The following is a 14,108-nucleotide window of genomic DNA, read 5'->3' on the forward strand; positions in this document are numbered from 1 at the left end:
TGCCAGCGATGGCGTCCTGTCAGACGCTATTTATCTGAAGGCTTCACCGCCGGCTGCCACAAAATCTCCGCAATCCCCTGGCGCCGCGCAATCACCCGTGCCGCGACAAACAACAAATCCGACAACCGATTGATATACGCCAGGCCAACCCCGGCCAAGGGTTCTTCAGCATTCAAATGCTGACAGCGCCGCTCGGCACTCCTTGCCAGACTCCGGCACACATGCGCCTGAGCAATCAGCATCGAACCGCCCGGCAGAATGAAATTCTCCAGCGGCCCCAACTCTTCGTTCCAGACATCAATCGCCGCTTCCAGCCGTTCGATTTCCGCCACGTTCAGTGCCTGATATTCCGGCATCGCCAACTCGCCCCCGAGGTCGAATAGCCGATGCTGACAGGGCGCCAGCACCTCGATCAGCTCATTCAGCCCCGGATACGTCTCACGCTCGGCAATCAAACCGGCCAGTAACACGCCGACCTGACTGTTCAGCGTATCGACCTCGCCAATGGCCTCAATGCGTGGGTGATCCTTGGGCACGCGGCGGCCATCGCCCAGGCCGGTTTCGCCTTTGTCGCCGGTGCGGGTGTAGATTTTCGACAGGCGAAAGCCCATGGGTTACCTCGTCAGTTGATTGGTTTCAGCAGCGATGGGCAGTGGTTGGGCCAGCGGCAGGCGCAACGTGAAACACGTGCCTTGCCCCGGCGCCGACTGCACTTCCATCTGCCCTTTGTGATTATTGGTGATGATGAAGTACGACACCGACAAGCCAAGACCGGTGCCCTGGCCAATTTCCTTGGTGGTGAAAAACGGTTCGAAGGTGCGCTTGCGCACGTTCTCGCTCATGCCGATGCCGTTGTCCTCGACCTGAATCTCGGCCCACGGCGGATTGAGTCTGGTGCGCAGAATGATCCGCCCTGGCTCGCTGTCCTCCTCGCGCTGATGAATGGCTTGCGCGGCGTTCTTCAACAGGTTGAGCAGCACTTGCTCCAGCTCGTTGGCAGTGCCCGGTACCGGGCCGAGCGCCGGGTCGAACTGGCGGATGATCGCCTGACCCTTGAAGTCAAAACCGATGGCCAGGTCGAAGTCGTTACCGGCGATTTCCACCGCTTGATCAATCAGTGCCGGCAGATCGCACGGCGCCATCTGCCGCGTGCTGCGACGGCTGAAGCTGAGCATGTGGGTGACGATTTTCGCTGCCCGCGCACCAGCCTGTTGAATACCGTCGAGCAGTTTCGGGACTTCCCGGCCTTGCAGGTAGCGGTTGACCGTGTCCAGCTCAATACCCAGTTGCTCGGCGGTTTCGAGATTCTTTGGCAGGTCTGCGGACAGGCGCCGGCGGATGTTCTGCACGTTGTGCAGGATCGCACCGAGCGGGTTGTTGATTTCATGGGCCATGCCCGCCGCGAGGCCACCGACCGAAAGCATTTTTTCTGACTGCACCATCATTTCTTCCAGCGACAGGCGCTGGGTGATGTCGTCGATACGGATCACCACGCCACGCCCGGTACCGCCCATCAGCGGGTAGAAGGTCAGCGCGTAATGTTTGGGCTCCTCGTCCTTGAACCATGTCACCCGTTCGATTTTCGCCACGGTGTGCTGCTCGACCGTTTGCTTGAGCTGCGGCAAAAACGGTTTCAGCGGTTCGAACGCGAGGAAGATCGGCTGGTTCAGTGCTTCGTCCAGGCGCGTCCCGGAGAGGGCGCTGGCTTCCTGGTTCCATTGGGTGACGTAGAGCTGCTCATCGAGCGCGATCAGCGCCGAAGGCATCGAGTCGATGATGCTGTTGAGGTAATTCTGGAAACCGGTGAGTTTCTTTTCGATCTTGCTGCGCACCTGAACTTCCAGCTCAAGCTTGCGGTTGGTGTGGCGCGTTTCCTCGGCCAGCCCCTGAGCCTGATCGTAAGCGGCTTGCGAGTCATCGCGGGCGCGTTTGAGTTGTTGCTCACGGGCTTCGATACGCGACAGCATGGTGTTGAACGCTTCGGCGAGACTGCCGATTTCGTCGTGGTTGCCCCGCGAGGCACGCAACGCGTAGTTCTCTTCGCGGGTGACCTGGCGCGAAAGCTCTTCCAGTTCATGGATCGGGCGGGTGATCAGCCGTTTGATCTGCCGGGCAATCACCAGCCACAACAGCACGCTGAAAATCAGGATGCCGAGGCTAGCCGTGAGCGTGCCGGTGTAGAACGCCATCGGCAGTTCGCTGCTGGCGACCAGCAGCAGATGACCCGGCTCGGTGCCGGGGCGGGGCAGGGTGATCACCTGGTTGGTGCGAAATTCGGTGAGTTGCCAGGCTTCGATGTGCCGGTAACGTTCCGGCAGGTGGAGTTTGTCGCTGTGTTGTAACTGCGCGAGCCGTTCGCCCTTGCCGTCATACAGGGCGGCGGCGCGCAGTGGTGAATAACTGTCGAGTTCCTTGAGCAGGCGTTCGGCGCTTTGCGGTGATTGCAGGGCTTCACTGACCAGGCTCGGGTTGGCGATCAGGCGGCCGATGGTCTGCAAGGCCTGCGGGGCCATGCTTTCCTGGGAGATGTAATAGGCGGCGCTGATAAACGTCAGGTTGGCGACCAGCAACACAGTGGTCAACAGCACCAGCAGGGCGGCCAGGAGTTTCTGGCCGACCGGCAGGTTTTCGAGGCGCTGGCGCAATGGCATCGGGTTTTTCGCAGCAAAGGAACAAGTCGCCAGCGTAGCCGCTGCTCAGTCGCTGGGCAATCCGAGGCTGCGCAGATGAGCGATCAGGCGTTGCTGCAATTGACTGAGGTGCGGCAGGTTTAGCTGGTGGCGTGCGGCGACTTTGCAGGCGTGGCCCAATAGATAACTGATTTCGGTGCGGCGCTGGTTGGCGACGTCTTGATACATCGATGAGTAATTGGCCGCGGTGGCCTGGATCACCCGTTCGACTTCCTGTTGCAGATTGTCCGCCGCCGCAGGTTGACCGCAGCGCTGCAGCAGTTCGGCGAGCTCAGCGCAGAGCGTGGCGACTTCGCAATGATGCGCCTGCAAGCCACCGTTGCGGCAGTTGTGGAGCACCGTCAGCGGATTGATCGCGCAGTTGAGCGCCAGTTTGCGCCACAGCCGTGTGAGGATATCGGTGCTCCATTCGTGGGGGATTTTCGCCGCCTCAAGATCATCCAGCCAGATCGGCGCCACCGGATGAGCGGCATCACCGAGCCAGGTAAAACCGTGGCCGGCGAACACCACACGCCAGTCGCCGTCGCGGAACGCCCCTTCGGTACTCGAAGCACTGATGCAGCGTGCATGCGGCACTTGCGCGGCGACAGCGTCCTGACTGCCGAGGCCGTTTTGCAGCAGAATAATTTCCGCATCGGGCGTCAGGCGCGGGGCGAGGCGCGCCACCGCGTTTTCGGCGTCGTAGGCCTTGCAGGCCACCAGCAGGCGCCGGATCGGTTCAGGGCTGTCCGGGGTTTCGCCGGGAACTGCATAGGTGTTGGCTTGTCCGTTTTCTACAAGGGTCAACCCGCCGGCTGCGTTATAGCTGTGCAAACGCGTCACGTCGCGCACGATCAGCCTCACCGGCAGGCCGGCCCGAGCCAGCCGTGTAGCCCAGAGTGTGCCGAGACTGCCGGCGCCGAGAATGTGCCAAGGGGTAGACATCAGTTTTTTGCTCGATTGAATACAGGCATGCTCGGCTCGCGTGTCGACAGGAAAAGACCCGTTATAATGAGCCCGATTTTAACCGCAAGCCAAGCGCGCTCCATCCACATCGGGCGCGCCTTTTTATTGGAGAGATTACATGCCGTCGTTCGACGTGGTATCCGAACTGGACAAACACGAACTCACCAACGCGGTCGAGAACGCCGTGAAGGAACTCGATCGTCGTTATGACCTGAAAGGTAAAGGCAGTTTCGAGTTCAAGGAAAAGGACCTGACTGTCAGTCTTACCGCTGAAGCCGGATTCCAGCTGGAAGCGATGATCGAAATCCTCAAGCTGGCCCTGGTCAAGCGCAAGATCGACGTGCAGTGCCTTGAAGTCAAAGATGAGTACGCCTCGGGCAAGCTGATGAAGCAGGACGCCGTGCTCAAGGAAGGCATCGACAAGGAACTGGCGAAAAAAATCGTCGGCCACATCAAGGACGCCAAACTCAAGGTGCAGGCCGCCATTCAGGGCGAGCAAGTGCGTGTGACCGGCAAGAAGCGTGATGACCTGCAAGAAGCCATCGCGGCCTTGCGTGCCAAGGAATTCGGCATGCCGCTGCAGTTCAACAACTTCCGCGACTAAGCGTTATCCGTTGAAACTGCTGCCACATTTATTTGTGCACCTCCCGGGTAGCCGGAAATCAGGAGATAGAACATGGATTTGAATGCTGAAGTAGACCACTTGGTCAAGGCATCCCAAGCGTGGATCCCGATGATCATGGAATACGGCAGCCGCGTGCTGCTGGCAGTGATTACCCTGGGGATTGGCTGGTGGCTGATCAACAAGGTCACGCAAAAACTCGGTGGTTTGCTGGCCCTGCGTAACGCTGACCTGGCACTGCAAGGCTTTATCAGCAGCCTGGCCAACATCATTCTCAAGGTGTTGCTGATCGTCAGCGTGGCCTCGATGATCGGTGTCGAAACCACCTCGTTCGTTGCAGCGATCGGTGCTGCGGGTCTGGCCATCGGTCTGGCGTTGCAGGGCAGCCTGGCGAACTTCGCTGGTGGTGTGCTGATTCTGCTGTTCCGCCCGTTCCGCATCGGTGACTGGATCGAAGCGCAAGGCGTGGCGGGTACGGTCGACAGCATCCAGATTTTCCACACCGTACTGCGTACCGGCGACAACAAAACCGTCATCGTGCCAAACGGCAATCTTTCGAACGGCATCATCACCAACACCAACCGTCAGCCAACCCGCAAGGTTGTGTTCGATGTGGGCGTGGATTACGAAGCCGATCTGCAAAAGGCCCGTCAGGTGCTGCTGGATCTGGCCAAGGATGAGCGTGTTCTGCAAGATCCTGAGCCGCAGGCAGTGATTTCGACACTGGGCGACAGTTCGATCACGGTGTCCCTGCGTGTGTGGGTTAAAACTGCAGACTATTGGGATGTGATGTTCATGTTGAATGAACAATCCCGCGATCGTTTAAAAGCTGCAGGCATTGATATTCCGTTTCCGCAACGGGTGATTCGCGTAGTTCAGGAAAGCGCTGTTCAGTAACAACATTGATACCTGGCTTTACGGTCAGTTAATTAATGCCAACCCAAGAGGTGTTCACACTCTTGGGTTTTTTTATGTCGGTGCGAAAGTTTGCTGGCTAATAGATAGCTGGCTAATGTTTTTCAGTTGTACGAAGTTTCTCGCGCATAAAAAAACCGCCCACCTGAATCAGGTGGGCGGTTCTTGTTAGAGCAGTGCTCTACAGTACGTCAGCTGTTCATCCCTATTAGAGGATGTTCAGTGGGTACTCAACGATCAGACGGGTGTCGTTGTTGTCAGACGAATAGCCGCTGTACGCGCCGTTGGAGCGGTACATGGCGTAGCGCAGACGGAACGACAGGTCTTTGGCTGGACCTTCCTGAATCACGTACTTGGATTCGGCGTTCCACTCGTTTTCCTTGCCTTCGCCCAGGCCGTTGGTGGTGATGTGGTCACCCATCACGTAACGGGTCATGAAGCTCAGGCCAGGAACGCCGTAGGTTTTCATGTTCAGGTCGTAGCGAGCTTGCCAGGAGCGCTCGTCGCGGCCCACGAAGTCGGAGATCTGAATGGAGTTGGCCACGAAGATGGTGCTGTTGCCGTCAACGCCATAGTAGTAAGCGTTGTCGCCGCTGGAGCGCTGGTGAGCCAAGGTGAACTTGTGAGCACCGATGCTGTAAGCAGCAGCCAGGGACCACAGGTTGTTGTCCACGCCGGTGGTGCCGTCGCCGATGGCATCAACCAGATCGCCACGGCTGTCGCCTTTGGTGTGGTAACCGTTGAAGTCGAAGTTCAGCGACTGCTCGTCGTTGATCGGCAAGGTGTAGTTCAGGTTGACGTAGTACTTCTTGAAGTAGTCGTCAGCGTCGGAGGCGGCCAGTGCACCGGTAAAGTTGTCGGTGAACGAGTAGCTGGCACCGAAGATGTTGATGTTGGTCAGGCCTTTGCCGCCATTACCGTTCTCATCAGGCAGACCGCCGATGCTGTCACGGCCCATACCGGTTTGCTTGCTCAGGGAAGTGAAGCGACCTGCGCTCAGTTCCAGACCTTTGATCTCTTTGGAAGTGATCAGGGTACCGGTAGCGACTTCTGGCAGCATACGGCTGTCGTCAGTGGCGAAAACCGGGCTGGCAACGAATTGCTGGCCGTATTTCAACACGGTGTCGGATACGCGGAATTTGACTGCGCCGCCGATTTTACCCTGGGATTTTTCCGGGTTGCCGTCGCTGTCGTTGGCGAACAGACCGTTACCACGGTGGCCCGAGCCGCCGTCGAGTTTGACTGCGCCCATTGCCATGGCGTCGAGACCGAAGCCTACGGTGCCTTGAGTGAAGCCCGATTCGTAGGACAGCAGTTGGCTGACGCCGGTGTCCTGACGATAGCCGGCAGTGCCGGAAGTGCTGTTGCCTGCACCGTTTTTAAAGTCACGGTTCATGTATTCCATACGAGTCTTCAGTTTCAGACTCTGGTCTTCCAGGAAACCTTTGGCTTCGTCCTGAGAAGAGGCCATTGCGAACTGCGAGGTGCCTGCTGCTACAGCCAGGGCGATCATGCTCCACTTCATCACGCGCATCGTGATTTGCTCCTTTGGTTTTTAGAAGAGTACTGCCGTCCCACCTGTTTTATTATCTGGGCGGCTCTTTCTTTTTGTGTCGGCGCAAACTTATATCACGCCGACATTGTTGGCGATACTTGCGAATCTAACCTTTCACCTTCTTTACGACGCTGTCGCAGATGGCTTTGTAGATGTCGCAAATTCACAGTACCGATGCAATCGGACCGACAACTTTCTCGCTGTTTTTCTAGCCTTTTGCATCGCTAAAAAAGAGTCCCTGGCAAAACACTTGAATCTCCATCGGGCAGCCCTGCCACTATTTTTTTCGGGCTTAAGGCTCCCACTTCCCGTGGTGCGCTTATAGTCCATATGAGTACGAATGCAACAAGCGTGCACAAACTGCAATGTCGGTGCGGTTATTTTTCAGAACGCCTGTCGTTACCTGTAAAAACCTCATAAATACGGGGCGCCAAGCCACTTTCTGTCGGGGCTTGACGCGATTGTTCGTATGGTGTTGTTACACCGTAATCGACGCGTGACAACCAAAAACGTTACCGGTTCACCCCGGCAGTGAGTATTCGGCGGATGCCCGACGCACTGAGCGTAGACGCACTGTGCGGTTTTGGTGCAAAAAATTTACGCGCTGTACCGGATTCATACAGATCTGCCTGCGGGCGATCGTGAGCACCTCAGGGTTTTCGGTCATTTCAGTGTGGTTCGGGTTCCGTACTGGTGCGGGGTGTCTCAAAATGTCACATGTCGGGGCGCCCGGAGAATGGCAAGGGCACAGTCGTCGTGAAGACGGGCGCATTCGCAGGTATGCTGCGGTTCTGTCGCTTGGTGTGCTGCCTGTCGGGTGGGCCGCCAAGCTGAATTATGTAGATCAGCCGGGAGTGCGCGCAGTGTTTGCTTTAGATTCACGACTACAACAGGACACGCTGACCATCGGCGACTTTCCGCTCTGCCGACTGTTGCTGTCCAACGACGCCAACTACCCGTGGTTCATCCTGGTGCCACGCCGCAACGATATCAGCGAATTGTTTCAGTTGGATGTCGCCGATCAGCAGCAGTTCTGGCTCGAAACCACCGCGCTGGCCGAGTTGCTTAAAGACTTGTTCGACGCCGACAAAATGAACGTCGCAACGCTGGGTAACGTGGTCAGTCAGATGCACATGCATGTGATCGTGCGCAAACGCGACGATGCAGCGTGGCCGGCGCCGGTCTGGGGCAAGCACCCGGCCAAGCCTTATGACAGCGAGCAGGTGGCGGCCATTCGCGCGCAGTTGCGTGTGGTGCTGACCGAAGATTTCACCTTTGTGGAGGGCTGATTCATGACCCTGGAAGAGCGCGTTAACGATCTGGAAAGCCGTCTGGCGTTTCAGGACGACACTATCCAGACGTTGAACGACATCCTGGTGGCGCAGCAGCGGGTGGTCGAGCGCCTGCAATTGCAAATGGCTGCGTTGCTCAAGCGCCAGGAAGAGATGGTGGGGCAGTTCGAATCCTTCGAGGAAGATGCACCGCCGCCGCACTATTGAGGTGGAGGCTTTTCATCAGGCGTAAAAAAACCGCGAACAGCACGCTGCTCGCGGTTTTTTTATGCCTCGGATCAGCGACGCGGCAGCGCGGCGATCACGTCCTCGGCTTGCAGGCCTTTGTCCCGGTTCATCACCGAGAACTCCACGCGCTGGCCTTCAACCAGAACGCGATGGCCTTCGCCACGGATCGCGCGAAAGTGCACGAAAATGTCATCACCGGAATCCCGGGAGATAAAGCCGAAGCCTTTGGAGGTGTTGAACCACTTGACGGTGCCGGTATCACGGTTGGTCATGTCGTAGCTGGTTGGCGTGGCAGCCGGTGAAGATCGATAAAAGCTGACGGCCAGGTGCAGGACCACGGCAACCAGGGCAATCACCAGGCTGAACAACACGGCTGGCTGGCCGGCGATGACTGGCATCGGCGCGATCAGGGTCAAGGTTTGCAGGACGACAGTCAGCACCAGAAGAGCGCTGACCAGATTTTGCAGATGCTGGCGCGGGCCTTTGTTCCAGTAAGGAATCACTGGGGCAATGACCAGGTTCAGCAGGCCGAAAAAGGCCAGGTAAAGTGCATCGGGTTGTTGCAGGTAGGGAACGGCTTCGGATTTCAAGCTAGGTATGAACGACAGCAGCAGTGCCGCTGCGCCCATTAGCAGGTGGACGATTTTCAACATTTTGATTGGCTCACGTTATTAACGGCTCACAAGGAAGAGCTGAAGGCGCACGGTTCGCTTCGGAACAAAATAAGAGGCGGTGGACACGGACACAGCATCAGCCTATGCGCAAATCCCCGGAAAATGGGGCATGGCGACACACTGCCTATTTAACAGCAAAGCCTGCAGCTACTCAAATCAGGCCGGCCAGCGGCAGCAAAGTGGTCGATTTGTCGCAGTGCGAGCGTCGATTCGAGGCTGCGAGGTATCGACAGCCTTGCTAGAGTGGGGCGGTACCTTGGATGAATCCAAATCGCCGTTAGGGGGTAAACATGGCAATCGATATCGGTATCAGTGAAGAAGACCGCAAGTCCATCGTCGAGGGGCTGTCGCGTCTGCTGTCGGACACCTACGTGCTGTATCTGAAAACCCATAACTTCCACTGGAACGTCACAGGCCCGATGTTCCGCACACTGCACCTGATGTTCGAAGAGCAATACAACGAATTGGCGCTGGCCGTCGATTCGATCGCCGAGCGTATTCGCGCGCTGGGTTTTCCGGCGCCGGGCGCTTACGCCACTTATGCGCGGCTTTCTTCTATCAAGGAGGAGGAGGGCGTGCCAAGCGCCGAGGACATGATCAAACAACTGGTCGCCGGTCAGGAAGCCGTGACCCGCACCGCGCGCGGCATTTTCCCGCTGCTCGACAAGGTCAGCGATGAGCCGACGGCCGATCTGCTGACCCAGCGCATGCAGGTTCATGAAAAAACCGCGTGGATGTTGCGCGCATTGCTCGAAGCCTGACCCCAGTGCGCGGGCATGCCTTGAGGATGCCCGCGCTGTCCGAAGTCTTACTTCTATCGTTGGCTTATCCTACGGGGATGGTCAATTAGTCATCTGGATATAACTTTGCGTCTGCGCTTTTATAGAAGTCACAGGATGTGACTTTGAAAACACGCAGAGATGGCAAAGGAGTGTCACCGATATGATAGAGGGAGACAGGCGAGGCGACAGGATTGTCGGCTTGCAGCATGAATTGAAGTTCGATCCGTTCGTCAACGAATTCGACATGTCATTGGTACAGCCGCTGTCCCGATCCGTGCGTTTGAACGGATACGCGACGTGCCTGCGGCTGGAGCAGGTGTACTGGAACATCCTCGGCGCCATGGCCAAAGACAACTGCTGTTCGATCAGCTCACTGTTATCCCACGTTGACCGTGAGGTACATCTGCGTCACGGCGGGGTGAAAAATTTCAGTGCGCTGGTACGAGTGGTGTGTGTCATGAACGGGGTCAAAGCCACTGAACCAGTGAAATCGCTCTGAAACAGCGGTTGCAAAGGAGGTTGCAGCCTGTGCAGTCTTACGGCTGCACAGGCCGCATTTAATGGATATAATCCCGCTCTTTCGCCGCAAAGCCCTGCGCGCGGTGGCAATCTGATCGCCGAGACACCTCCATGCCGATGTACGATTATCAATGTGCTTCCTGTGGTCATCAGTTGGAAGCCATTCAAAAGATCAGCGATGCACCGCTGGTCGACTGCCCTGCCTGCCAGGCGCCAGAGCTCAAGAAACAGCTGTCCATGCCCGGCTTTCGCCTCAGCGGCAGCGGTTGGTACGAAACCGATTTTAAGACCGGAACCAAGAAGAATCTGGCCGGTAGCGACAAATCTGACTAGGGTTCAAGCCCAGGTCGAACGACACGCGTGAGTTTCCACACGTCGCACAATGCTTGAGTGCGACGGGATCTCCACCGAATTTCGAATTACGAGAAGCGAACCACTACCATGATGCGCAGCCACTATTGCGGCCAACTGAACGAAAGCCTGGAAGGTCAGGAAATTACCCTTTGCGGATGGGTTCACCGTCGCCGCGACCACGGCGGGGTGATTTTCCTCGATATCCGTGATCGTGACGGTCTGGCCCAGGTGGTGTTCGATCCGGATCGCGCCGAGAGCTTCTCCGCCGCCGATCGCGTGCGCAGCGAGTACGTCGTGAAGATCACCGGTAAGGTGCGTCTGCGTCCGGCCGGTGCAACCAACGCCAACATGGCGTCGGGCATGATCGAAGTGCTGGGTTACGAACTGGAAGTGCTGAACGAGTCGGAAACCCCGCCGTTCCCGCTCAACGAATACTCCGACGTTGGCGAAGAAACCCGCCTGCGCTATCGCTTCCTCGACCTGCGTCGTCCGGAAATGGCCGAGAAGCTGCGTCTGCGTTCGCGCATGACCACCAGCATCCGTCGCTTCCTCGACGAAAACGGCTTCCTCGACGTTGAAACGCCGATCCTGACCCGTGCAACTCCAGAAGGCGCACGCGACTATCTGGTGCCGAGCCGCACTCACGCCGGTTCGTTCTTCGCGCTGCCGCAATCGCCGCAGCTGTTCAAGCAACTGCTGATGGTGGCCGGCTTCGACCGTTACTACCAGATCGCCAAGTGCTTCCGCGACGAAGACCTGCGTGCCGACCGTCAGCCGGAATTCACCCAGATCGACATCGAGACCAGCTTCCTCGATGAAAAAGAGATCATGGGCCTCACCGAGCAAATGATCCGCAACCTGTTCAAGGAAGTGCTGGGTCTGGAATTCGGCGAATTCCCGCACATGACTTTCGAAGAAGCCATGCGTCGCTACGGTTCCGACAAACCAGACCTGCGTAACCCGCTGGAACTGGTCGATGTTGCCGATCAACTAAAGGAAGTCGATTTCAAGGTCTTCAGTGGCCCGGCCAACGATCCGAAATGCCGTATCGCCGCACTGCGCGTTCCAGGCGGGGCGAGCATGCCGCGCAAGCAGATCGACGACTACACCAAGTTCGTCGGCATCTACGGTGCCAAGGGCCTGGCGTACATCAAGGTCAACGAGCGCGCTGCCGGTGTTGAAGGTCTGCAATCGCCGATCGTGAAAAACATCCCGGAAGACAAGCTGAACGTGATCCTCGATCGCGTTGGCGCAGTCGATGGCGACATCGTGTTCTTCGGCGCCGACAAGGCCAAGATCGTCAGCGAAGCCTTGGGTGCACTGCGCATCAAGCTCGGTCACGACTTGAAGCTGCTGACCTGCGAGTGGGCGCCAATGTGGGTCGTCGACTTCCCGATGTTCGAAGAAAACGACGACGGCAGCTTCTCTGCGCTGCACCACCCGTTCACCGCACCGAAGTGCACGCCGCAAGAGCTCGAAGCCAACCCGGCCGCTGCTCTGTCCCGCGCGTACGACATGGTGCTGAACGGTACTGAGCTGGGTGGCGGTTCGATCCGTATCCACCGCAAGGAAATGCAGCAGTCGGTGTTCCGTCTGTTGGGCATCAACGAAGCGGAACAGGAAGAGAAATTCGGCTTCCTGCTCGACGCCCTGAAGTACGGCGCACCGCCGCACGGTGGTCTTGCCTTCGGTCTGGATCGTCTGGTCATGCTGATGACCGGCGCCCAGTCGATCCGTGAAGTGATCGCCTTCCCGAAAACCCAGAGCGCTGCCGACGTCATGACGCAAGCTCCGGGTGTGGTGGATGCCAAGGCATTGCGCGAATTGCACATTCGTTTGCGCGAAACGCCAAAGGCTGAGTAAGACGGGCCTGAAGGCGCATCTTCGGATGCGCCTTTTTTCTTTCTTATGGTTTCAAAGCTGTTCAAGATTTTTTGTTTGCCGGCCGCTGCAATAGCAGGGCGGGCAACGTTTCAAAGAGAATTCGGAGCGAGTTATGGCGGGTCATTCCAAGTGGGCGAACATCAAGCACCGCAAAGAACGTCAGGATGCCAAGAAAGGCAAAATCTTTACCAAGTGGATTCGTGAGCTGACCGTCGCTGCCCGTCAAGGTGGCGGTGATCCCGGTTCCAACCCGCGTTTGCGTCTGGCGCTGGACAAGGCCCTCGGTGCGAACATGAGCCGCGACATCATTGATCGCGCGGTTGCTCGCGGTGCCGGTGCCGCCGACACCGACGACATGGTCGAGCTGAGTTACGAAGGTTACGGCCCGGGCGGCGTGGCGGTGATGGTCGAGTGCATGACCGACAACCGCAATCGCACCGCAGCAGCCGTGCGCCATGCGTTCAGCAAGTGCGGCGGTAACCTGGGCACCGACGGTTCGGTCGCGTACCTGTTCGAGCGCAAGGGCCAGATCTCCTTCGCCCCGGGCGTCGATGAGGACGCTCTGATCGAAGCGGCGATGGAAGCCGACGCCGATGACGTGGTTACGAACGAAGACGGTTCGATTGACGTGTTCACTTCGTTCGCCGGTTTCTATTCCGTGCGTAACGCCTTGGAAGCCGCCGGTTTCAAAGGTGATGACGCGGAAATCGTCATGCTGCCGACCACCAGCGCCGAACTGGATCTGGAAGGCGCGGAGAAAGTGCTCAAGCTGATCGACATGCTTGAAGACCTGGACGACGTGCAGAACGTTTATTCCAACGCGGATATTCCGGAAGACGTCGCCGCCCAGCTCGGTTGATGCACTACAAAGATCGCAGCCTTGAAAGCTCTCTGTAGGAGCTGACGAAGGCTGCGATCTTTTGATTTTCTGCTGTTTATTTAAAAGATCGCAGCCTGCGGCAGCTCCTACAGTTATCCTCAGGCGAATGCGATCTCTCTTGCAGGCGTTATGACTTTAATTCTTGGTATCGACCCCGGTTCGCGCATCACCGGTTACGGCATTGTTCGCGATACCGGACGTGGCGGCTGCATCTACGTCGCCTCGGGCTGTATCCGCACCGGCGCTGGCGAGCTGCATGAACGACTGCAAATCGTCTATCGCGGCGTGCGTGAAATCATTCAGACCTACGGCCCGGTTACCATGGGCATCGAAAAAGTGTTCATGGCGAAAAACGCCGACTCGGCGCTCAAACTCGGGCAGGCCCGTGGCGCGGCGATTGTTGCCGGTGCCGAAGAAAGCCTGGAAATTGCCGAGTACACAGCAACCCAGGTCAAGCAAGCCGTGGTCGGCACGGGCGCGGCCAATAAAGAGCAGGTGCAGATGATGGTCATGCACATGCTGAAGTTGACCAGCAAACCGCAAATCGATGCTTCGGATGCCCTGGCCATTGCCATTTGCCACGCCCACACGCGTTCCAGTCTGCTGCCGCATGGCCTGGGAGCAGCACGCAGTCGTGGCGGGCGCCTGCGTCTCTGATAGCATCAGCAATCAAATTTTCCGGAATGCGGGTTTCGCGCCTGGGTCGTCGGCCTGAAGCACGCCTTCCGTCAGTCGCCAGCCCACGGCTGGCCAACGCTCAAGGATCTG

At 57.8% G+C, this 14,108-nt stretch carries 15 protein-coding genes; 10 read left to right on the forward strand and 5 right to left on the reverse strand.

Features of this window, described 5'->3' with window-relative positions:
• Positions 1-26: 26 nt before the first annotated feature.
• From ICA16_RS06900 to ICA16_RS06910, 3 genes are read right to left on the reverse strand one after another with little or no spacing between them, the layout of a single operon-like run.
• Positions 27-611 carry a cob(I)yrinic acid a,c-diamide adenosyltransferase gene (locus ICA16_RS06900; protein WP_210554143.1) on the reverse strand — a complete coding sequence of 195 codons (585 nt, stop codon included), beginning with the start codon at positions 609-611 and terminating at the stop codon, positions 27-29.
• 3 nt (positions 612-614) lie between these two features.
• Positions 615-2,651, reverse strand: a complete 2,037-nt coding sequence (locus tag ICA16_RS06905; RefSeq protein WP_150601655.1) for an ATP-binding protein — start codon at positions 2,649-2,651, stop codon at positions 615-617.
• Positions 2,652-2,696: 45 nt separating this feature from the next.
• Positions 2,697-3,614, reverse strand: a complete 918-nt coding sequence (locus tag ICA16_RS06910; RefSeq protein ID WP_210700287.1) for a putative 2-dehydropantoate 2-reductase — start codon at positions 3,612-3,614, stop codon at positions 2,697-2,699.
• A 139-nt stretch (positions 3,615-3,753) separates the two neighbouring features.
• On the opposite strand from ICA16_RS06910, the gene ICA16_RS06915 reads away from it, so the two are divergent.
• Positions 3,754-4,239, forward strand: a complete 486-nt coding sequence (locus ICA16_RS06915) for a YajQ family cyclic di-GMP-binding protein (RefSeq protein ID WP_042560649.1) — start codon at positions 3,754-3,756, stop codon at positions 4,237-4,239.
• A 72-nt stretch (positions 4,240-4,311) separates the two neighbouring features.
• Entirely contained in the window at positions 4,312-5,154 is an 843-nt protein-coding gene (locus tag ICA16_RS06920) for a mechanosensitive ion channel family protein (RefSeq protein ID WP_210554140.1), read from the forward strand.
• 226 nt (positions 5,155-5,380) lie between these two features.
• Here the strand turns inward: ICA16_RS06920 and ICA16_RS06925 are convergent, their stop codons facing one another.
• Complete coding sequence (locus ICA16_RS06925) at positions 5,381-6,706, reverse strand: OprD family porin (protein ID WP_150616159.1); 1,326 nt, start codon at positions 6,704-6,706, stop codon at positions 5,381-5,383.
• A gap of 884 nt (positions 6,707-7,590) precedes the next feature.
• Here ICA16_RS06925 and ICA16_RS06930 point away from each other — a divergent pair.
• Positions 7,591-8,016, forward strand: a complete 426-nt coding sequence (locus ICA16_RS06930) for an HIT domain-containing protein (RefSeq protein ID WP_210700288.1) — start codon at positions 7,591-7,593, stop codon at positions 8,014-8,016.
• 3 nt (positions 8,017-8,019) lie between these two features.
• On the forward strand, positions 8,020-8,226 hold the full coding sequence (locus tag ICA16_RS06935; protein ID WP_150616157.1) for a SlyX family protein: 207 nt from the start codon (positions 8,020-8,022) through the stop codon (positions 8,224-8,226).
• Positions 8,227-8,297: 71 nt separating this feature from the next.
• Here ICA16_RS06935 and ICA16_RS28280 read toward each other — a convergent pair whose 3' ends face one another.
• Positions 8,298-8,900, reverse strand: coding sequence for a cold-shock protein (locus ICA16_RS28280; RefSeq protein ID WP_150616156.1), 603 nt, complete (start codon positions 8,898-8,900; stop codon positions 8,298-8,300).
• Positions 8,901-9,211: 311 nt separating this feature from the next.
• On the opposite strand from ICA16_RS28280, the gene ICA16_RS06945 reads away from it, so the two are divergent.
• From ICA16_RS06945 to ruvC, 6 genes are all read left to right on the forward strand, one after another.
• Positions 9,212-9,682 (forward strand): Dps family protein, encoded by a 471-nt coding sequence (locus ICA16_RS06945; RefSeq protein WP_042560644.1) that lies wholly within the window; start codon positions 9,212-9,214, stop codon positions 9,680-9,682.
• 181 nt (positions 9,683-9,863) lie between these two features.
• Positions 9,864-10,202: a ribbon-helix-helix domain-containing protein gene (locus ICA16_RS06950; protein WP_210700289.1), complete on the forward strand. Its 339-nt coding sequence runs from the start codon at positions 9,864-9,866 to the stop codon at positions 10,200-10,202.
• Between the two features lie 131 nt (positions 10,203-10,333).
• The gene (locus ICA16_RS06955) at positions 10,334-10,555 is read left to right on the forward strand and encodes an FmdB family zinc ribbon protein (protein WP_042560642.1); all 222 of its coding nucleotides are present in this window, start codon (positions 10,334-10,336) and stop codon (positions 10,553-10,555) included.
• 108 nt (positions 10,556-10,663) lie between these two features.
• Positions 10,664-12,439 (forward strand): aspartate--tRNA ligase, encoded by a 1,776-nt coding sequence (gene aspS, locus ICA16_RS06960; RefSeq protein WP_210700290.1) that lies wholly within the window; start codon positions 10,664-10,666, stop codon positions 12,437-12,439.
• 133 nt (positions 12,440-12,572) lie between these two features.
• Positions 12,573-13,319 carry a YebC/PmpR family DNA-binding transcriptional regulator gene (locus ICA16_RS06965; RefSeq protein ID WP_150598218.1) on the forward strand — a complete coding sequence of 249 codons (747 nt, stop codon included), beginning with the start codon at positions 12,573-12,575 and terminating at the stop codon, positions 13,317-13,319.
• 150 nt (positions 13,320-13,469) lie between these two features.
• Positions 13,470-13,997: a crossover junction endodeoxyribonuclease RuvC gene (ruvC, locus tag ICA16_RS06970; protein WP_007912737.1), complete on the forward strand. Its 528-nt coding sequence runs from the start codon at positions 13,470-13,472 to the stop codon at positions 13,995-13,997.
• The last annotated feature ends 111 nt before the right edge of the window (positions 13,998-14,108 follow it).

The organism is Pseudomonas anatoliensis (assembly GCF_017976235.1).
GTDB classification, from domain to species: Bacteria; Pseudomonadota; Gammaproteobacteria; order Pseudomonadales; family Pseudomonadaceae; genus Aquipseudomonas; species Aquipseudomonas anatoliensis.